General features: G+C 49.2%; 19 protein-coding genes. 13 read left to right on the top strand and 6 right to left on the bottom strand.

The window, feature by feature from the left end; genetic code table 11:
• Positions 1-56: 56 nt before the first annotated feature.
• Together B5X72_RS17965 and B5X72_RS17960 are read left to right on the top strand one after the other, a co-directional pair.
• Positions 57-1064: a PorP/SprF family type IX secretion system membrane protein gene (locus B5X72_RS17965; RefSeq protein ID WP_079718310.1), complete on the top strand. Its 1008-nt coding sequence runs from the start codon at positions 57-59 to the stop codon at positions 1062-1064.
• Between the two features lie 194 nt (positions 1065-1258).
• The gene (locus B5X72_RS17960) at positions 1259-3205 is read left to right on the top strand and encodes an OmpA family protein (protein ID WP_079718355.1); all 1947 of its coding nucleotides are present in this window, start codon (positions 1259-1261) and stop codon (positions 3203-3205) included.
• A 76-nt stretch (positions 3206-3281) separates the two neighbouring features.
• On the opposite strand, the gene B5X72_RS17955 is transcribed toward B5X72_RS17960, so the two are convergent.
• Both B5X72_RS17955 and B5X72_RS17950 read right to left on the bottom strand, forming a co-directional pair.
• The gene (locus B5X72_RS17955) at positions 3282-4121 is read right to left on the bottom strand and encodes a prephenate dehydrogenase (RefSeq protein WP_079718309.1); all 840 of its coding nucleotides are present in this window, start codon (positions 4119-4121) and stop codon (positions 3282-3284) included.
• 31 nt (positions 4122-4152) lie between these two features.
• The gene (locus B5X72_RS17950) at positions 4153-5322 is read right to left on the bottom strand and encodes a pyridoxal phosphate-dependent aminotransferase (RefSeq protein ID WP_079718308.1); all 1170 of its coding nucleotides are present in this window, start codon (positions 5320-5322) and stop codon (positions 4153-4155) included.
• Between the two features lie 109 nt (positions 5323-5431).
• Here B5X72_RS17950 and B5X72_RS17945 point away from each other — a divergent pair, with 109 nt between their 5' ends.
• From B5X72_RS17945 to B5X72_RS17925, 5 genes are all read left to right on the top strand, one after another.
• A complete protein-coding gene (locus B5X72_RS17945) occupies positions 5432-7252 on the top strand; it encodes an ABC transporter ATP-binding protein (RefSeq protein WP_079718307.1) in 1821 nt (606 codons plus the stop codon).
• A gap of 73 nt (positions 7253-7325) precedes the next feature.
• Positions 7326-8534: an aminofutalosine synthase MqnE gene (gene mqnE, locus B5X72_RS17940; protein WP_079718306.1), complete on the top strand. Its 1209-nt coding sequence runs from the start codon at positions 7326-7328 to the stop codon at positions 8532-8534.
• An 11-nt stretch (positions 8535-8545) separates the two neighbouring features.
• Positions 8546-9172, top strand: coding sequence for a histidine phosphatase family protein (locus B5X72_RS17935; protein WP_079718305.1), 627 nt, complete (start codon positions 8546-8548; stop codon positions 9170-9172).
• Positions 9173-9183: 11 nt separating this feature from the next.
• Positions 9184-9924, top strand: a complete 741-nt coding sequence (locus B5X72_RS17930; RefSeq protein ID WP_079718304.1) for a menaquinone biosynthetic enzyme MqnA/MqnD family protein — start codon at positions 9184-9186, stop codon at positions 9922-9924.
• A gap of 149 nt (positions 9925-10073) precedes the next feature.
• Positions 10074-10547, top strand: a complete 474-nt coding sequence (locus tag B5X72_RS17925) for a MarR family winged helix-turn-helix transcriptional regulator (RefSeq protein ID WP_079718303.1) — start codon at positions 10074-10076, stop codon at positions 10545-10547.
• Between the two features lie 3 nt (positions 10548-10550).
• Here B5X72_RS17925 and B5X72_RS17920 read toward each other — a convergent pair whose 3' ends face one another.
• Both B5X72_RS17920 and B5X72_RS17915 read right to left on the bottom strand, forming a co-directional pair.
• On the bottom strand, positions 10551-11294 hold the full coding sequence (locus B5X72_RS17920; RefSeq protein ID WP_079718302.1) for a ZIP family metal transporter: 744 nt from the start codon (positions 11292-11294) through the stop codon (positions 10551-10553).
• A complete protein-coding gene (locus tag B5X72_RS17915) occupies positions 11291-11875 on the bottom strand; it encodes a phosphatase PAP2 family protein (protein WP_079718301.1) in 585 nt (194 codons plus the stop codon). The genes B5X72_RS17920 and B5X72_RS17915 overlap by 4 nt, the downstream gene beginning before the upstream one ends.
• A 151-nt stretch (positions 11876-12026) precedes the next feature.
• Between B5X72_RS17915 and glmM the strand changes: the two genes are divergently transcribed.
• The 3 genes from glmM to ctlX are packed head-to-tail and all read left to right on the top strand — an operon-like array spanning position 12027 to position 15859.
• Positions 12027-13409, top strand: a complete 1383-nt coding sequence (glmM, locus tag B5X72_RS17910) for a phosphoglucosamine mutase (protein ID WP_079718300.1) — start codon at positions 12027-12029, stop codon at positions 13407-13409.
• Between the two features lie 49 nt (positions 13410-13458).
• Positions 13459-14910, top strand: a complete 1452-nt coding sequence (locus B5X72_RS17905; RefSeq protein ID WP_217698162.1) for an arginine deiminase family protein — start codon at positions 13459-13461, stop codon at positions 14908-14910.
• A gap of 28 nt (positions 14911-14938) precedes the next feature.
• Complete coding sequence (gene ctlX / locus B5X72_RS17900; RefSeq protein WP_079718299.1) at positions 14939-15859, top strand: citrulline utilization hydrolase CtlX; 921 nt, start codon at positions 14939-14941, stop codon at positions 15857-15859.
• Here the strand turns inward: ctlX and B5X72_RS17895 are convergent.
• Positions 15834-16283: a YybH family protein gene (locus tag B5X72_RS17895; protein ID WP_079718298.1), complete on the bottom strand. Its 450-nt coding sequence runs from the start codon at positions 16281-16283 to the stop codon at positions 15834-15836. The two genes, ctlX and B5X72_RS17895, sit on opposite strands and share 26 nt — an antisense overlap.
• Positions 16284-16332: 49 nt before the next feature.
• Entirely contained in the window at positions 16333-17328 is a 996-nt protein-coding gene (locus B5X72_RS17890) for an acyl-ACP desaturase (RefSeq protein ID WP_079718297.1), read from the bottom strand.
• A gap of 167 nt (positions 17329-17495) precedes the next feature.
• Here B5X72_RS17890 and B5X72_RS17885 point away from each other — a divergent pair, with 167 nt between their 5' ends.
• From B5X72_RS17885 to B5X72_RS17875, 3 genes are all read left to right on the top strand, one after another.
• Entirely contained in the window at positions 17496-17954 is a 459-nt protein-coding gene (locus B5X72_RS17885) for an NUDIX domain-containing protein (protein ID WP_079718296.1), read from the top strand.
• A 75-nt stretch (positions 17955-18029) separates the two neighbouring features.
• Positions 18030-19232 (top strand): glycosyltransferase family 2 protein, encoded by a 1203-nt coding sequence (locus B5X72_RS17880; protein ID WP_079718295.1) that lies wholly within the window; start codon positions 18030-18032, stop codon positions 19230-19232.
• Positions 19233-19388: 156 nt separating this feature from the next.
• Positions 19389-20660, top strand: a complete 1272-nt coding sequence (locus tag B5X72_RS17875; protein ID WP_079718294.1) for a Gfo/Idh/MocA family oxidoreductase — start codon at positions 19389-19391, stop codon at positions 20658-20660.
• Positions 20661-20669: the final 9 nt, after the last annotated feature.

Below are 20669 nucleotides of genomic sequence, written 5' to 3'. Positions count from 1 at the left end.
TACATAGTAAACATGAGGTCTCATAGTACGTTGGCATTGATTAAAATAAAAAAACGATGAAGTACATAAAATTAATGATATTGGTGGTTGCCGTGGGAATAGCGAGGGAAGCCCATGGCCAGCAGAATATCCAATTTACGCAGTATATCTTCAATTCGATGAGTGTGAACCCGGCCTATGCAGGGTATAAGGAGCAATGGTTTGGCCAGCTTGGCCTCCGTAGCCAATGGGTGGGATTGGAGGGGGCACCGCAAACGGGCTTACTATCAATAGACGGTATCGTAGACCCGATAGCTAAGCGCCATGGCGTAGGTTTACAGCTCACTGCAGACAGGCTGGGGCCGCAGTCTTCAACTTCGGCATATGCAAACTATGCATTTCGGCTGCGGCTGAATGAGGAGGATACGCAACGATTGAGCTTTGGTATTGGTGCTGGCGTGACCCAATACAGTCTTGACGGCACAGTACTCCAGCCCATTGAAGGGAGTGATCAAGTGGTTCCCGCAGGTAAGATAAGCAATTGGATACCTGATCTCCGCTTTGGGATATACTACTACAATCCCAAATGGTATGCCGGGGTATCGGTCATGGATTTGCTTTCCGGCGACCAGAGCAATAATATCTTCCGTTGGGACGGAACCACCACCGACAACATACGGCGCAAGCGCCATCTTTACTTTATCACCGGTGCATTATTTGATCTGTCTCAAGGTTTGAGGCTTCGCCCAAGCTTATTGGTTAAGGAAGATTTCAAAGGGCCGACGAGTTTAGACGTAAATGCCATGTTTATTTTCGGCGATCGCTTTTGGCTCGGAGCAGGCTGGCGCACCGGTGTTGCCGTCTTTGAACGTGAATATAACCGGATAAGCGGCAAGAGCTTGAGTGGCCGGAACTCCATATCAGCGGTGACTCAGATTTATGCTACCGAAACGCTAAGGATAGGCTATTCATATGATCATATTATCAGTAGGCTGTCAAACGTCCAAAATGGGTCACATGAAGTGACACTGGGGATCACCTTCGGTCCTAAAGCACAGCGTATATTAAGCCCAAGGTTCTTTTAGTTAATGGACATCTTCCTTTTAATTTTGACGATATGAAACCTGAATTGCCATCGCAAAAAAACATGATTCATTCATACCAGCTTCATTGCCACTTAAAAACAATGATTCAAACGAAACCTGCCGTGCCGGCGTCTGACACAAACGATGATAAAAACGCAAATTCCCTCATACCCTTACGAACAAATTATTTTCCAATGAAACAGCAATACGTAGGTTTGTTGATGGTGGCGTTGATGTTCTTGGCTCATATTTCCCTTGCCCAAGAACAACCCAGTCTCCGCGACCGCGCTGATGAGTTGTACAGGCGTTTTGAGTATGCCAACGCTGTGAAATTATACGCGAAGCTTGTGGATACCAAACGTCCGCGGGTGCAAGATTTAGAACGCCTTGCAGATAGTTATCTGAAAATGAAAGACTATGAGTCGGCGGAAAATTGGTATGCACGCCTTATAGGACAGGACGAAAGCTCGCCTGAGCACTTACTGCACTATGGGACAGTGCTCAAAATAAACGGTAAATACGCAGCGGCAAAGCAGCAGTTAGAAGCTTATGCCGCCAAAACGGGCGATAGCGAGCGGGTAGCGCTGGAAATTGTGGGCTGTGATTCGGCATTGCATTGGATGGCAAACCCAACCTTGCATCGGCTGCATAACGAGACTGAGGTGAACACAGGGAATGCCGAGTTCTCTGTTTTTCCCGTAGGAGATCAGGTGTATTACGCCGGCGAACCCGCTGCCGGGACGTTTGAAGCAACCTATGGTTGGACGGGCAACGCTTTTTTGCGTATCTATACCGCTCCGCTGTCGGCCAGTGGCAACCTCGGCACGTCGTCTCTGGCAGACATGGCCATCAACAGCGCCAAATACCATATTGGTCCGATTTCCGCCGAAAAGAACGGTAATACGTATTATGTCACCCGCACATATGCCGGCCGTGACGGCCAATTGGAAAAAGCGGGACGGCACCGGTATCGAACCAACAGGCTTGAACTTTACGTGTACCGCAAAATAGATGGAGAATGGATCGAAGAGCCGTTTGCCTTCAACAACGTCAACACTTATTCGGTAGGCCACGCAACATTGTCTCCGGATGATAATACCCTGTATTTTGTGTCGGATATGCCCGGCGGCCAGGGCGGCACGGACATCTGGTACAGTGAACGGCAGGCTGACGGAACATGGGGTAGCCCAGTCAACGCAGGCGATGTAGTCAATAGTGCAGGTGATGAACTTTTCCCTAATATCGGCCCGGATGGGATCCTTTATTATTCCAGTGATGGCTTTGCCGGCATGGGCGGCCTTGATATCTATCAGGCTACAGGCAGTAAAGCTTCCTGGACGGCACCGGAAAACCTGAAATATCCCGTCAACAGTGCTACGGACGACTTCGCGTACATCGTCCATCGCGAAGAAGGGGATAGTTTCCATGGATTTCTTGCATCCGATAGGCCAGGAGGGAAGGGCGGCGACGACATTTACTCGTTTTCATTTGAGAAGCCGAAAATTATTATTATCCTGAACGGTACCACGGCGGATAAGGCCACCGGTGAGCGTTTGCCTGCCACGGCCGTCACCCTATATGACGGCCAACGGAAAATCGTCGCAAAAGTGAATAGCGGCAATGACGGTACGTTTGTATTTGAGCTGGATCCTGGCTGCGATTATACCGTATTGGGACAGAAAGAAGGTTATCATGCCGACTCGGCAAAGGTGAGTACGTTGGGAATCACCAAATCTGATACACTGGAGGTGGCCCTGCTGTTGGAGCCCGTTTTCCGGCCAGGGCAGACATTCGAATTGGAGCATATCTACTATGACTTCGATAAGTATAACATCCGTCCGGATGCTGCGGCGATACTGGACGAACTGGTTCGCACGATGCGGGACAACCCGACCTTGAAGATTGAACTGTCCAGCCATACTGACAGCCGGGGTAGCCGCGCATATAATGAAGTGCTTTCACAACGAAGGGCACAGGCTGCGGTAGACTACTTGGTGAGCCGTGGTATAGCACGCGATCGCATGGTAGCGAAGGGCTACGGTGAAAACAAATTGGTCAATCGGTGCGCCGATGGTGTCCCGTGTTCGGCAGAAGAGCACCAGGCCAACCGGAGGACCGAGGTGACGGTACTGGAGTACTAGGTCATTATGCTGATCTGAAAATACTAAAGGGCAACCAATGGCGGTTGCCCTTTAGTATTTTCAGGATGAGGGCGATCTATTTCAATATCTTCCGGATTTTGTTTGATTTTTTGATCAACTTGTAGAAAGCGTCATAGTTTTCGTTGTCCAACACCTCTTGGATATGCTGGAGCTGTTTGATATGCTCTTGCAGTACTTCGAGTACATTTTCACGGTTCTGCCGGAAAATCGGTGTCCACATATCGGGTGAGCTTTTCGCAAGCCGTACTGTCGATTCGAATCCCGATCCGGCCAATTCGAAAATCCGTCCCTGAGATTTTTCTTTTTCCAGCACGGTAAGCGCCAACGCAAATGAAGTAATATGCGAGATGTGCGATACATAGGCTGTGTGGACGTCATGTTCCTGCGCATTCATAAAGGTAGTGCGCATTTCAAGGTGCTCAGTGACGGCTTCCATCGTCTCAAATGCATCTTCATCGCTATCCATCGCATCGACGTATACCATCATTTTACCCTTGAATAGATTGGCGACAGCGGCTTCCGGACCGGAGTATTCGGTACCAGCCATGGGGTGGGCGGCCACCAGCCGGCCACGTTGCGGATGGTTGGTTACGCGTGCTAATATGCGCTCTTTGGTCGAACCCATGTCGACAATTACTTGGTTGGTCACCCGGTCGAGCAGGGGAGGCAAGATAGTCAGAATAGCATCAACGGGGATGGTGAGAAAGATCACGTCGCAATGATCAACAGCTTCGTCGATGGTCATACCCTCGTCGACAAGCCCCAGCTGTATCGCTTTTTTTAGATTATGCTCACTCTTGTCTACCCCCACAAGCCTAGTGGCTACTTTTTTTTCTCTTAAGGTGATGGCAATGGACCCGCCAATGAGTCCTACACCAACGATGGCTACCTTCATTTGTCTTTGCGTATATGGTTTATTCAATACATCATTGGGTTATCACGGCATTTGCAATGCGGTCCAAGGCTTCATCCAGCACGGCCTCCGTTGCACAGAGGCTTACCCGGATGTATGCATTGCCGCCATCCCCAAAAATTCCGCCGGGGGTGATGAATACCCTGGATTGCCGAAGGATTTCATCGCTTAGTGCGTAGCCATCGGCCTGGGAGGCCGGAACTTTTGCCCATACAAATAGGCCAACCTGCTGCTTGTCATACGTGCATGCTAACGCATCCAGAAGCTGGTATACTTTTTCCCGTCTGCGGCTGTAGGTCTTATTCAACTCCTGGTACCATTCCGGATCCAGGGATAAGGCCTTTGCAGCAGCCATTTGTACGGGAAGAAACATCCCGGAATCCATGTTGCTTTTAAAGCGGATAATTTCATTGATGCGTTCTTCGGCGCCGATAAGCGTGCCTACACGCCAGCCGGCCATATTGGATGATTTACTCAATGAGTTGAGCTCAATTGCCACATCCAGGGCTCCATCAGCAGCCAAGAGGCTTTGCGGTTGATTGTTAAGGATAAAGCTGTAAGGATTGTCGTGGCAAAGCAGGATGCGGTGCTGCTTCGCAAAAGCGACCACTTCGTTAAAAAAAGTCGTTGTGGCCGCTGCGCCGGTGGGCATGTGCGGATAGTTGAGCCACATGAGTTTCACCCCGCTAAGGTCGCCTTTAGTCAATGCATCCAAATCAGGCAACCAATTACGCTGCGAAGCGAGTTTATAGGGAACACCGGTAGCGCCGCTTAGCCGTACGGCTGACGCATAGGCCGGATACCCCGGATTGGGAAATAACGCCTTGTCACCTTCTGCAAGATAGGTCATACAGACATGAACAATGCCCTCCTTGGAGCCGATTAGCGGTAGCACGTTGCGGTCCGCATGAATCGACACGCCATAGTACCGGTGGTACCAGTCGGCAATTGCCTTGCGCAGGGGGTGGATTCCTTTGTAATTTTGATACCCATGCGTCGTTGGCATGGCCGCATATTGATGGAGGGTCTCCACGACACTTGGGTGAGGCGGTAAATCCGGGCTTCCGATGCCTAGATTGATAACCTTAGCCCCCGTTTGGTTGAGTGCGTCGATTTCCCGTAACTTCCTTGAAAAATAATATTCTTCCGTATGTTGAATCCGCTTAGCAAGCTCTATTTGCATTTTTTTTACTTTTAGGCGACTAAAATAAATAAATACATTCAATAATTAAGTCCGTATTTTTCCGGTCGCCTTGCTTTTTTTGGTAACTTTGCAACTTGTTTAGTTCTTGATGAAGACTTACTTTCGATTACTTTCGTACGCCAAACCCATTGAAAAATTTGCTATTCCCTACGTTCTTTGCACGTTGTTGAGCGTCGTGTTCAGCACGTTAAATCTCGCGTTGGTGATCCCCTTGCTGCACACCCTGTTTAATACCAATGGGACTGCTGCCGAAGTAGCAAAGCCCGAAAACTGGTATGATGTGATCGATTATTTTAATTACTATGCGACGCAGGCCGGATTGTTGTACGGTCCTTATGAAGCCTTGAAAAGGGTATGTCTGATTATCGTTGTCTCCGTGTTCCTCAGCAACCTGTTTCGCTATTTGTCGCAACGGATTATGGAAAATCTCCGTATCCATACCCTATTGAACCTGCGCAAAGCAGTCTTCGACAATGTAATGGATTTGCATGTCGGCTATTTCAACAGTCAACGCAAGGGCGATATTATCTCAAAGATAGCGTCGGATGTGCAGGTTGTACAATTTTCGGTGACCGGTACACTACAGGTGGTGTTTAAGGAGCCGCTCACGCTGGTGTTTTATATTATAGCGTTGTTTCTGATTTCCACCGAATTGACGTTGTTCGCAGTGGCGGTCATTCCATTGTCCGCTTTTCTCATCTCCCGGATTGTGAAGCGGCTAAAGGCACAGGCCATCCGGGCACAGCAAGTATACGGCAATATGATTGCTTATTTGGATGAGGCGTTGTCGGGCGTGAAAATCATCAAGGCTTTCAATGCGACGGATTTCATCAAGAAAAAATTCAATGACGAAAATATATTGCTTTCCAAAATAAGCAGAAGGATGGTCCGGCGGCAGCAGCTGGGATCGCCCGTCTCTGAGCTTTTGGGCGTCGTGATGGTTGCTGTCATACTGCTTTATGGTGGAAATTTGGTGTTGAGTGGTTCCGATGACTTATCGGCTGCGGCATTTATAGGTTATATTGCGTTGTTTTCGCAGGTCATGCGGCCCGCAAAGGCCCTCACAGACTCATTTGCCAACATTCACTCCGGGATAGCGGCAGGTGAGCGCGTGCTCGATTTAATTGACCAGAAGAACGAGTTGCCCGATGCGCCTGCAGCGAAGCCGCTCACGGCGTTCAATCAAGGTATCCGGTTGGTCGATGTAAGTTTTTCTTATGGCGATCGGCAGGTGCTCAAAGCCATCAATCTGGAGATTCCTAAAGGCAAGACCGTCGCGCTGGTAGGACCTTCTGGCGGTGGAAAATCGACATTGATGGATCTAATCCCACGGTTTATAGACGTCAAAGAAGGCGAAGTGTTGCTTGATGGAGTCAATGTAAAGAATTTGAAAACGAGCGATTTGCGTTCGCTGATTGGATTGGTCAACCAGGATTCGTTTTTATTCAACGATACGATATATAACAATATCGCGTTTGCGGCTGAGCATGTACAGTTGGATGACGTAATTGCCGCAGCGAAAATTGCCAATGCACATGAATTTATTCTGGACACCGAAAAAGGGTACGATACCTACATCGGTGATCGGGGAATCAGGTTGTCTGGAGGCCAACGGCAGCGGATTTGCATTGCCCGCGCTGTACTGAAAAACCCACCCATTTTATTGCTTGACGAGGCGACGTCTGCACTGGATACCGAATCGGAAAAACTGGTACAGGAAGCGCTCGGCAAGCTGATGGAAAACCGTACAACACTGGTCATTGCCCACCGTTTGAGCACGATCCAGAATGCCGATAAAATCGTTGTGCTCGAATCCGGTCACATCGTGGAAGAAGGCACGCACCAACAATTGTTGGCTAAGGGTGGGCTATATAAAAAATTAATTGATATGCAGCAATTTGGCGAATGACGGCCGTGATTGCGGGTGCTGCGTTGTAAATAAACGCAATTTTGCCTAAGTTTGTTGGCTAAGATTTCAGGAAATGGATGCTGAACGAAAACTTACCTTCCTCCTTGAAAATAAGCGCCTTGATGGTGCGTTAAGCGCCATCGCCGCTAAGGTATACGCCGGAGAGCGGATAAATGAAGAAGAAGGCCTGCTTTTGTATGAACGGGGCGAATTGGGGTATTTAGGTGTATTGGCAAATTTTATCCGGGAAAAAAGGCACGGCGCCGTCACTTACTTTAATCGCAATTTTCACATCGAGCCCACAAATCTTTGTGTATATGATTGCAAGTTCTGCTCCTATTCACGATTGATTAAACATCGCGATGATGGATGGGAAGCCACGATGGAGGAAATGCTCAATCAGGTCCGATCGTATGACAACGAACCGGTAACGGAGGTGCATATCGTCGGCGGCGTATTGCCTCAGTACAATATGGCTTTTTATATGGATTTGTTTACCGCGATTAAGCGTCACCGTCCAAATCTTCACGTGAAAGCGCTAACGCCGGTAGAGTATCATTATATCTTTAAAAAAGCCAAGGTCGACTATGCGACGGGTATGGCGATGATGAAGGACGCGGGACTGGATTCGATGCCGGGAGGGGGAGCCGAGATCTTTCATCCCGAAATTCGGGAGCAGATAGCCAAGGATAAATGCAATGCGGAGCAATGGCTTCAGATTCATGAGGTGTGGCACCGGCTGGGGATGCATTCCAACGCGACCATGCTGTATGGCCATATCGAGCAATACTGGCACCGCATAGACCATATGGAGCGGTTGCGGCGCCTGCAGGATAAGACAGGCGGATTTCAGACCTTCATTCCGCTCAAGTTTCGAAATAAGGACAACCAGATGTCGCATGTTCCGGAGACAACCGTGGTCGAGGATTTGCGCAACTATGCGATTAGCCGTATCTACTTGGATAATTTTCCGCACATCAAAGCCTATTGGGCCATGATTAGCCGGGAAACGGCCCAGCTGGCACTGGGCTTTGGTGTAAACGATATTGACGGAACGCTGGATGACACCACAAAAATTTATTCCATGGCCGGTGCCGAAGAACAGCATCCCGCAATGTCGACGCGCGAACTGGTTGAATTGATCCGAAATGCCGGAAGGCATCCCGTTGAGCGGGATACGCTTTATCGGGTGATTACCGACTATAAAGACGTGGTCTTTGAAGACGAGCAGCCCGGCAAACAGTCGCGATATTATCAGTTACCAGTGTTGAACGATAAATAGCCGTATACTTCTTGGAAAAATTACTTTACATCATTCGTCACGGTCAAACCGATCTCAATCTGAAGGGTATCGTACAAGGCCGGGGGATCAATTCGCCATTGAACGAGATGGGCAGAAAACAGGCTGAGGCCTTCTATGCGCATTACAGGGACGAGCGTTTCGATAAGATATACACGTCTACCTTGTTGCGAACGCACCAAACCGTAGCTCCATTTATGCAGGACGGCATACCCATGGAACAGTTGGAAGGGCTGGATGAGATTGGATGGGGGATCTACGAAGGCAAAGAGCAAACACCGGAAATCATGGAGGGGTTTGCTGATTTGATTATGCGGTGGCGCAACGGCGAGCTGGACGCTGCGGTAGCCGGAGGCGAATCGCCAAATCAATTGGCTGCGCGGCAGCGGAAGGCGCTTGACCGCATCCTTTCCGTCCGCGAGGAAGAAAAGGTATTGGTCTGCATGCACGGCAGGGCAATGCGTGTATTGCTCTGCTTGTTGATCAACCGGGATATTGCGCAGATGGATGATTTTCCGCACACCAATACCGCGCTCTATAAGGTGCTGTACGATGGCCGCGGATTTTCGATAGCAGACGCCTACAATATTCAGCATTTAGAAGGATTGCTTACCGAATAATACGTACGCGCATGGAAAAAGTGAGAGTTTCTGCGGTGTCTTATACGAATACATTGCCTTTTATTTACGGCTTGCAACGTTCGGCTGTTATCGATCGCATAACATTGAGCCTGGACGTTCCTAGCCGATGTGCGTACAAACTAATCCACAACGAAGCTGACTTGGGCATTGTTCCGGTAGCCGCCCTGCTTGATCTGCCTGATGCGGAGATTGTTTCCGATTATTGCCTCGGCGCAACAGGAGCGGTCAATTCGGTATTTATATTCAGTGAAAAACCAATTGAGGAAATCGACACGCTCCGCCTGGACAGCCAGTCCAGGACATCAAATGGGCTTGCACAAATCCTGTTGCAGCACCATTGGAAACGTGAGGTAGCGGTACTGACCAGCGGTGATGCCGATGCTTATGTCGAAATCGGTGATCGTACGTTCGGAAAGCAGCATTCGCATGCTTATGTTTATGATTTGGCGCTGCACTGGCAGCAGTTTACCGGGTTACCGTTTACATTTGCAGCTTGGGTGGCCAACAAACCACTTCCGGTGTCCTTTATCCAAGCATTTGACGAAGCACTGGCCTATGGACTGGCCCATCGGGAAGAGCTTATCAAACAACTACCGCCCAGGCTTGATTTTGACTATCGCCAATATTTGATGGAGCATATCGACTATCAATATAACGAAGACAAAAAAAAAGCCGTTGCGATGTTTTTAAGGTTGATGAAAACGCTTGACCGCGCGCCAATCAATCCGTGAGCGGCTTTGTTTATAGATGAAAAGAAGCTCATGCAAGCTTCATTGCCGCTTAAAAACAATTATTTCAATGAAACCTGCATGAGCCGCTGCTCAAAAGGATATGAAATGGCTCATGCAAGCTTCATTGCCGCTTAAAAACAATTATTTCAATGAAAATCGAAGACGAGATTCAAACGCGGAAATTCCGTAACGAACGACAAAAGGCGACGATAAATGTCGTATTCACAAGCAATTGGATTACCGGCATTCTGGAAAAGCGGGCGAATAAACAACACATTACATTGCAACAGTTCAACGTCTTGCGTATCTTAAGGGGGCAGCACCCGAACCCGGTTACGAACAGCTTGCTTAAGGAGCGGATGCTGGACAAAATGCCCGATGTATCACGCATTATTGACCGTTTGGTGGGGAAAGGGCTGGTAACCCGTGGCGTCTGTGACCGGGATAGACGGGCTGTTGACGTAAAAATCACCCAAAAGGGGCTTGACACATTGGCTGAATTGGAAGAGGATATGATGATGATGGATATTCTCGGAGACAACATCAGCGAAGACGAATGCCGTATTCTTAATGAACTGCTTGACAAACTGCGCGGATACCGACCGTCGGCTGTCGATCACTGATCATCAATGCGTATGCGAGTCAAACAGGAAGTTAAGTAAGGAAATGGCTATCCCCAAGGCCACCGCAATCATTTTTTTCCGGTTAAAGTTATGATGATCTGCCGATCCCGACTCAAACAGTATCGTCGTTGAAATATGAAGGAAAATACCGATAACTACCGCCATAATACGGTCAAAATACTGTTCGACATGACCTATTTGACCCATACTTATCGCCTGGCTGACTAAGTATCCAAAGGGCGTCATCGCGGCAAATACCGCTAATAACGTGATAATATACCGTTTGGAAAGCGCGGTATGCAACAGTAGGCTACCCAAAGCGAAAGCTGCCGGGACGTGATGCAGCGCGATTCCAAAGGTGAGCTCATGCCGGTGGTGCGAAGCAAGGGGCATCCCTTCAAGGAAGGCATGTAGGCAAAGGCTAAGCATGATGCCCAACGGAAAGGCCCCGCCAGGCTTCTTCAAATGATGGATATGCCCATGCTCAATGCCGTGGGAGAACTGCTCCAGACCCAGCTGAAAAATAAAGCCGAGAAGCACAAACAAGCCAATAAACTCACTGGACGCGCTATGTGTATGATATACGTGGGGAATGAGGTGTAATACCGTGATGGAGAATAGGTAGGCACCACTGAAGGAAAGGACTAACTTTAAGGCATTGGTATTATCGCGCTTTATGAAAAAAACCGATACGCCACTCGCAAATGCGGAAACAAATAAAATCGCTATAATCAGCACTGAACTCATAAGGTAGGATTTGCCGGAAGAGGATTGGGGTTTGCAAAACGAAAAATTAGGCCGGTAAAACAGCCGATAAGACAACCGAGGATCGCACCGCAGATGATATCCAGCGGATAATGTACGCCCACGTAGACCTGCGCGAAGCTGACAGCTGCGGCCCACAAAAGCCCCAACCCCAGTATCGGCTTCCACCGGCTATAAAAAACCATGATCAGGACCATTGCGATGGCAAAATGATTGGTCGCATGCGAGGAAGTAAAGCTGTACCCACTGCCACACCGGACCCGGACGTTGACTTCTTCCTTAAACTCCACATCGTTACATGGCCGCACCCGCTGAACGGATTTTTTAATGACGGAAGACGAAAGCGCATCCGCTATGCCGAATGTAATCAATACCAGGAAAACAACAAGTACACCTTTCTTTTTATAATTTTTAATACAGAAAATAATAATGAAAAGGTACAGGGGAGCCCACGTGTATGGGTTCCGTAATATAGGCATTAGCCAATCAAAGAACGCGTTGCTCAACCCTTGGTTGATGGCTAAAAAAATCTCCTGATCCAGAGAGATAAGCTGATCGATCATGTAAATTACACAAAGTTGCAACAAAAGTAAGAATAAATTTGAACTTTCAATTAACCGCGGGGTAATTTTAAATCCAGAACAATATTCCTACTTTTATGGCCTCGAAAATAAACATTATAAACAACATAGTCAGCAGCCAAAAAACAAGAAAATGACATTAATCAAATCCATATCAGGTATCCGCGGTACCATCGGAGGGAAACCCGGAGAGGCGTTTACACCGATTGACATTGTTAAGTTTACTGCGGCATTCGGAAAGTTTATTCAGCTTCGGACAGGGAACAGCCGAATAGTCATCGGTCGTGATGCACGTATTTCCGGTGATATGGTACGCAACTTGGTCGTCGGCACACTCCAAAGTATCGGTGTCGACGTCGTCGATTTAGGGTTGTCTACTACACCTACTGTGGAGGTGGCGGTACCCGGGGAAGGGGCAGGGGGAGGAATCATCCTTACGGCGAGCCATAATCCTATCGAATGGAATGCCCTTAAATTATTGAATGAGAAAGGCGAATTTATCAATGATGCAGAGGGGCAGCAGGTATTGAAGATAGCCGAAAGCCTGGATGTCGACTTTGCTGACGTACGCCGTTTGGGAAGCGTGATGCACCGGGATGATTATTTACAGCGACACATCGACCAAGTGCTGGCATTACCCCTGGTCGATGCCGACGTTATACGGCAAGCGGGATTCAAGATAGCGGTGGATGCCGTTAATTCCACCGGCGGGATAGCGGTTCCCGCACTGTTGAAAGCACTAGGCGTGGATACCGTATATAAAATCCACTGCGAACCGAACGGCGATTTTCCACATAATCCTGAACCCCTCGCCGAAAATTTGACCGACCTTGCGGCGCTTGTCGTCGATACCGGGGCCGATTTGGGTATCGCGGTTGATCCCGATGTCGACCGACTTTGCTTCATGATGGAAAATGGCGAGCTTTTTGGCGAAGAGTACACACTGGTGGCAGTGAGTGACTATGTGTTGCAGCATACCCCCGGCCATACGGTATCCAACTTGTCATCGACGAGGGCTTTGCGTGATATAACGGTCAACCGGGGCGCCCAATACCACGGGGCTGCGGTAGGCGAGGTCAATGTGGTCACAAAAATGAAGGAAGTAGGCGCGGTGATTGGCGGAGAAGGCAATGGTGGGGTGATCTATCCAGCATTGCATTACGGCCGTGACGCACTTGTCGGGATTGCGCTTTTTCTTACGCACCTGGCCAAAAGCGGTAGGCGTATTTCCGAACTTCGGGCTGCGTATCCGCAGTATTACATGTCTAAAAACAAAATTGTGCTCACTCCGGGGTTGGATGTCGATAATCTATTGGCTGCGATGCAGCAACGATATCGCGATGTACCCCACAGCACCATCGACGGGCTGAAGATCGACTTCGAAAATGAATGGGTGCACCTGCGGAAATCGAACACGGAGCCAATTATCCGGATTTATTCCGAAGCACCTACGCCGGAGGAAGCGATATCCATCGCACAGCGAATCATCCGTGAGATCGAGAGCATTATGGGATAACCGTTCCAAAACCCTGTATAATTTTGTATATTGCCTTTTTTGACGCGTTATGGATATGGCTGTAGAAAATCGGATTCATGTAACTTCTGAAACGGGCAAATTACGGCGGGTGTTGGTGCACAGCCCGGATAGTGGATTGGGTAAAGTCGTACCTTCTAAGGCGCAGGATTGGCTCTTTGAAGACATCGTCCATTTGGATACCATCCGGCGCAATGAGTATGACTATTACATTAAGCTATTGCTGTATTTCCTGGATGAAGAAAAAATAAAGGGACGCTTAGCTGAGATCGATGATCCGGCAAGCAACCGTGGGTTTTATAAGCCAGGCCATGGTGATTTTTACCGGTCGGACAAAGTCGTTGAATTGCAGGTACTGCTTACCGAAATCCTGGAAAATCCATCGATAAAAAGCCAGTTGGTCGCTTCCGTCTGCGCCATCGAAGCGTGCAGTTATGACATCCAGCAGAAGATGATGGGCTACGCGCCAGCAACATTGGCGAGGGTCTTTTTCAGTGGCACGTACAATGAAACGGAATTTATCTTCCCGCCAATCCCCAACTTTATATTCACGCGGGATATCGGTATTGTTGTCAATGACTATATTTTGCTCAACAAACCAAAAAAAGAAGCCCGGAAACGGGAGGCGCTGATTGCCAAGTACATCTTTCACCATCACCCGATTTTTTCGGGGTATAAAGATAGGATCATCGAATTGACGGACACCCAGCATCATTTTCTTCTGCCAAAGGATTCGGCGACCGAAAGGGTCACGCTGGAAGGAGGCGATGTCATGGTGGTCAGTAAGGAACATGTCCTTATCGGCGTAAGCGAGCGTACCAGCAGGGTAGCTGCAGCCCAGGCTATAACGAAGTTGTTTGAGCACGGTGTTGTCAGCAAGGCTACCATCGTGAAAATACCCAGCAAACGCGATTATATGCACATTGATACGGTCTTTACGCAAGTGAAGAAAAACGTTTGGGTTATGTTGGGCGATTTTTCCCGAGAACGCTTAAAAGGGTTACAGGTTGATGAAGTACATCGTGCTTTGCGCATCCAGACACACAAGGCCGACCGCCTGGAAATCATTCAATTCGAAAAGAACAATATAGCGAACCCGCGCCGTTTTGAAAGCCTGGAAGATCTGCTTGTTGACATCAGCGTGTCGGACTTAGGGTGTTCCGCCGCCGACGTGCGGATAATTTTGTCGGGCAACAACGAATTTCCGTATGACGCACGTGAGCAGTGGACGGATAGCTGTAACCTATTGGCTATCCAGGACGGGGTGGTGCTGGGGTACGACCGCAACGACCGGACCACAGCGGCATTCCGGGAGGCTGGCTTTGATGTAGTGGACGTAAACACATTGTTGGCAGATCTCGAAGCGGGCCGGTTATCGGCCGACCGGCTGGTTGACACGCTGGTGCTGATGCCGTCGGCGGAGCTGTCCCGTGCACGGGGGGGCTTTCATTGCATGAGCATGCCCTTGCTGCGGGATGAATAAGTTTGGTTAGTGTTAGTTATAGCGACCGATGACTGTATTAATGATTCGCCCGGTACATTTCGGGTATAACGCGCAGACCGCTGTAAACAATGCCTTTCAGCGGCCTACGGCAGAAAGTGCCGGGCGGATTCAACGCCTGGCTGTAGCAGAGTTTGATGCATTTGTCGAACAGTTGCGCGGTCATGACATCGATGTGCTGGTTGTGCAAGATACGGCGTATCCTCATACGCCAGATAGCATTTTCCCCAACAACTGGGTTTCTTTCCATGAAGACGGTACGGTGGTCTTGTATCCGATGTTTGCGGAAAACAGGCGTTTAGAGCGGAAACAACAGGTCCTTGACGCCATCAGCAGCCGCTTTCTTATCCGTCATTGGGTAGACTATACGGGCGAGGAGACAAAAGGGAAGTTCCTGGAAGGCACGGGCAGTATGGTGCTTGATAGGAGGCATCGCTTAGCGTATGCCTGCCGTTCTCCCCGCACTGATGAGGTGTTGCTCCAAGAGTACTGCGCAAAGATGGCCTACCGTCCGATCGTTTTTGACGCAAATGACGGCAACGGAATGCCGATATACCATACTAATGTGATGATGTGCCTGGCAGACGGCTACGCCGTGATTAATCTGGAAAGTATCGTGGAGGCCGACAGGGCAACAGTTGTAAATGCGTTGAAAGAGACGGGAAAGACCATCATGCCGATTAGTCAAGCGCAGATGGACGCGTTTGCCGGCAATATGCTGCAAATCGAAAACCGGGCGGGCATGCGTTATCTTGTTATGTCGTCGCAGGCATACCGGTCGCTACGCCCTGAGCAGGTGGAGCAGCTAACGGCTTTCAACCCGATTATCCATTCGCCGTTGGATACCGTTGAGTGCCACGGCGGCGGCAGCGCGCGTTGCATGATGGCCGAGGTGTTCCTTCCGCTCAACTCGAATGATCAGCGACAATGACCCATTCGCCTTCGATCTGCTCAAACAGCAGGGTGAAATAGCCGGATGCATCGCCGATTGTACGAGTCAAATGCCATCTGCCCAACACAAAACAATGGGTAGGCGATAACTGCTTGATCCGTAAGCGATCGAAATGAAGTTTGCCCATGGCGGCGGTATCCGGGTAGGTTTTGAGGTAGCGGTCCAATGTAGGCTGCCAGCCGAATACCGGACCTTGGCTTCCTACAAACATCAAGCTGTCATGACGCCAGTAGGTCTCCATGAAGGTGTGGATGTCTCCAGCATTCCATGCGTTTTCCTGTTTCTTCATTGCTGCCAAAATCGCGGCCTCCGGGCCGGCAGACGAACCCGTGTGCGCCGGGTTCCGGCAAGAAACAACGGAAAAAAACAGGGCGATGGCCAGTAAGTTGATGGTTTTTATCATTGGATTTTTTATCGCTATGACAACGATATCCGTGTTGCGGATATCCCTATCAGCTATGTATCCATTTGAAGCTGTAGCTTTTTTCGGGCATTTTCATCCGGTCCGCCAAGCGCAGGAGCCGGTCCGGCAGTCGCACCAGGTAGTCCCGCGCACGCTCACCGGCCTCGTTGAGCTCCCGGATGGATTCGACTTTCCATTCGCGGATCAATTCCTTCAGAATGTCGACATAGTCAACAGCTGTATAGACGCCAAGCCGTTGCGCTGCATCGGAGAAATGAGCGAACGCTTCGCCTTGCGGCTCGCCTGATTCGCGCAACAAGTGGGCAGGCATAACGATCTTTTTGCGCATCATGTCTTCGAACGCCAACATGACTTCACTGGCATCCACCTCCATGGCTTTGGAAATGAATGACATGTATGCTTTGGCATGCCGTGCTTCATCCGATGCGATAACGCCGCACATCTTGGCCAACAGCTTATCGCCATCTTTCTTGGCCAATCCGGCGACGCGCCGATGTGATATGTTGGTGGCCAATTCCTGGAATGACGTATAAATAAAATTGCGGTAGGGGTCATTGCCGGTGCCAATATTGATGCCATCCTGCAATAGGTACTGCGTGGACATCTCCATTTCACGCATATTGATGCGGCCGGATAGATAGAGGTATTTATTCAGCAAATCCCCATGGCGGTTTTCCTCGGCCGTCCACGCCCGTACCCATTTCATCCAGCCACCCTGTTCATTCTTATTCACATCCTCCACCATGGTCAGCCACGATTCATAGGTCGGCAATGCCTCCTCGGTGATGGTGTCACCAATCAGTACGGCAACTAAGTCATAAGGCAATTCCCTTGCACTTTCCTGCAATTCTTTTACTTCCTGAAAAAACGTGTCCCGCGAAGCGTCGGGTAGCAAGTCGGCAGGTTGCCACATTTCTTCCACGGGCTTCAGGTACTCACTCATTTCATTGAGCATGAATGGCTCTAAATACGCCATCACTTCTTTTCGAGATCCTTCGGGTATCTGTTGTGTTAATGCTTGCATAATGTACCGCAAAGGTAATCAAATGCGTTGATAATCGTTTTTTAACAGTCCGATTATATTTAAAATATGACAAGAATCATATTTTAAAGCGTAATTTTGGACTTGTTAATCCTAATGCAAATAACGGATGAAGCTCCGTCTTGTTTGGAAAGAGGTAATAATTTAGCATGAATAAATTTAACATACGCGTGTACGGCATATTGATTAATGACAGACAAGAGGTGCTGATCAGTGATGAGCGCGAATATGGTATGGAGTTCACAAAATTTCCCGGAGGCGGGCTCGAATATGGCGAAGGGCTACGCGAGGGACTCGACAGGGAATTTAAGGAGGAATGCGGTGCAGGTATTCAGATTTTGCGTCATGTGCATACTACCGATGTTTTTTTCAAATCGGCATTTAACGACAGCCAGGTAATCGGTGTTTATTACCTGGTGAAGAACAACGATTCATTAGTTTGTCGGTTCAGCAAAAAGCCATTCGATTTTGAAGAAGGGAAGGCGCTTGATCAGGTGTTCCGCTGGGTGCCGGTGAGCGACCTGAAAGCGGAAGATCTGACATTCGAAATGGATCGGGCCGCTTGGCGGGTGCTGGTGTCGGAAAAAAGCTACGGATTGGAATTTTGATGGGGTTAGGCAAGCCATTCAGGGCGAACAAGCCCCGATAATTAGCTACATTCGCACCTGTTTTGCGAGGACCTCATGGAATATATTTTTTGGATTAGCCTGTTTTTTATCGTTTACACCTATGTGGGTTACGGCCTATTACTGTACGCACTGGTGATCGTCAGAAGATTTTTAGGACGGAAAAGACTCATTCCGCATACCGATCCGGGCGCGCTGCCTTCCTGTTCTGTAATTGTTGCTGCATATAATGAAGCAGCAATCATTGAGCAGAAAATAGCCAATACATTGGCGTTATCGTATCCGAAAGAAAAGCTTCACTACTTTTTCGTGACAGATGGCACTACGGACGAAACCCCTCAACGCGTCGCGAAATACCCGCAGATACACTTATTACATACAGACGAACGACGCGGCAAGATTGCGGCGATTCATCGCGTCATGGAGCAGGTCACAACCGATGTTGTCGTGTTTACCGATGCCAATACGTTGCTTAGCAACGACGCCCTCCTCGACTTATGCAGACATTACGCAGACGAGCAAATCGGTGCGGCAGCTGGCGAGAAGCGAGTATATTCGGGCGAGGAGGCCGACGCCAGTGCCGCGGGCGAGGGTTTCTATTGGAAATATGAATCTGCATTGAAAAAATGGGACGCGGAATTATATTCTGTGGTCGGCAGCGCCGGCGAGTTGTTCAGCATCCGCACAAGGTTGTATGAAACCGTGCCCCCGGATACCATATTGGATGACTTCATGATATCCATGCGGATTGCCGAAAAGGGATACCGTGTGGTCTATGAACCCCGCGCATGTGCTACGGAGCTGGCTTCGGAAAATGTAAAGGAAGAGCTAAAGCGCAAAATCCGGATAGCTGCCGGCGGAATCCAGTCCATTATGCGGCTTAAAGGGGTGTTGAATCCGTTTACCAATCCGGTGCTGACATTCCAATACATCAGTCACCGGGTGTTGCGGTGGACCGTTGCGCCCATACTGCTGCCTGTTGTCTTTGTCCTCAATGGCTTGTTGTACCTTACGGACAAAGGGGATCTCTACACCCTGCTGTTTTTGGGACAATTGTCGTTTTATGCGTTAGCATGCATCGGCTTCTTGCTTGAGCGGAGAGCACTGAAAATAAAGGCGACGTTTGTGCCGTATTATTTCTGTGTAATGAACTATGCTGTACTTGCGGGAATAGTCCGGTATTTCAGCGGTCAGCAGGGGGCCATTTGGGAACGTGTCAACCGTAAACAGGAGACGTTTGCCGACACGCCGATCCGTTAGCGCTTGCTCTTCGCGCCAAGTTTCCTTACGCGCATCCAGCGTGAACTTACGGATGGAGAGGAGAAGCGAAATCCCTGAGAAAGGCACAGAAAATTTTTGGTTTAACCGGGGAAATAATAAATTTGTGACATTCGTACCGATTCGGAATCACAAAATATGAAAGAAAAAAACACCTCCCGTCGGGAGTTTATCAAGAAATCTTTGATGGGGGCAGCGGCGTTCAGCATCGTTCCCCGTTTTGTATTAGGAGGGGCTGGGTACTTAGCCCCCAGTGATCACCTGACCAAAGGGGTAATAGGTGTAGGAGCTATGGGCCGGGGGCATTTTGGTTACGCCGGTACCAAGACGGTGGCAATCTGTGATGTAGATACACGCCATCTCGCCATTGCGATGAAGCAGCTTAAAGACAAAGGGATTAAGCAATTTGCGGATTTTCGTGAGCTGATTCAGTTGCCCGAAGTGGATATCGTTCATATCGCCACCCCTCCGCACTGGCACGGCATTATGGCGGCGGAGGCGGCACGTATGGGAAAGGACATCTGGTGCGAAAAGCCAATGACTCGCACCATCGGCGAAGGTAAGCGGGTGGTCGAGGCTGTTAAGCAGCATGGCAATATTTTCCGGCTGAATACGTGGTTCCGCTTTGAAGCCAATTTCTATGGAATGAATGTGCCGGTAAAACGGATTAAGAAGCTGGTCGATTCCGGCATGTTGGGATGGCCACTTAAGGTCACCATCAGCAAACATACTGGATTTGACTGGAAGTTCTACTGGGTGGGCCAGGAGAACTTGCCTGTGGAGCAGGTGCCTAAAGAACTTGACTACGACATGTGGCTTGGTCCTGCACCATACAAACCATACAGCACGCACCGCGTGCATACCACGTTCCGGGGATATTGGGATTACGATGGCGGAGGCCTGGGCGACATGGGACAACATTACATCGACCCGGTGCAGTATTTTCTTAATAAAGATAATGAGAGCCCCGTTTCCGTGGAAGTAGATGCCCCTCAGCAGCACAGCGACGCCGTAGGCACCTGGCGACGCATCACGTATACCTATGCAGATGGGTGCCAGATTATTCTCGATGGTGAAGGCAAAGATGTGGGCATGCCTTATATCGAAGGTCCCCAGGGAAAACTTTATCGTGGCTTTAAGTCTGATATTCCGGATATGGAGCGCAAGTTAGCCGCGTTCCCCGATCCGGATCCACAGGTGACCGATTTTGTCGAAGCGGTTAAAACCCGGACAAAATTTGCGCTTAATGAAGAGAATGGGTATCGTTCGTGTACAATCGTCAATATGGGCTTGGTGGCTTTGCGTCTAAACAGGTCGTTGCAGTTTGATCCCGAAAATCAGGTTTTTATAAACGACGAAGCGGCCAACAGACTGTTGGACCAGCCTATGCGCGGTCAATGGTCTATCTAATTGCTTATA

The organism is Parapedobacter luteus (genome assembly GCF_900168055.1).
GTDB lineage: Bacteria > Bacteroidota > Bacteroidia > Sphingobacteriales > Sphingobacteriaceae > Parapedobacter > Parapedobacter luteus.
Note: the sequence above shows the minus strand (reverse complement) of the source record. Positions and strands in the feature narration are given on the sequence as shown.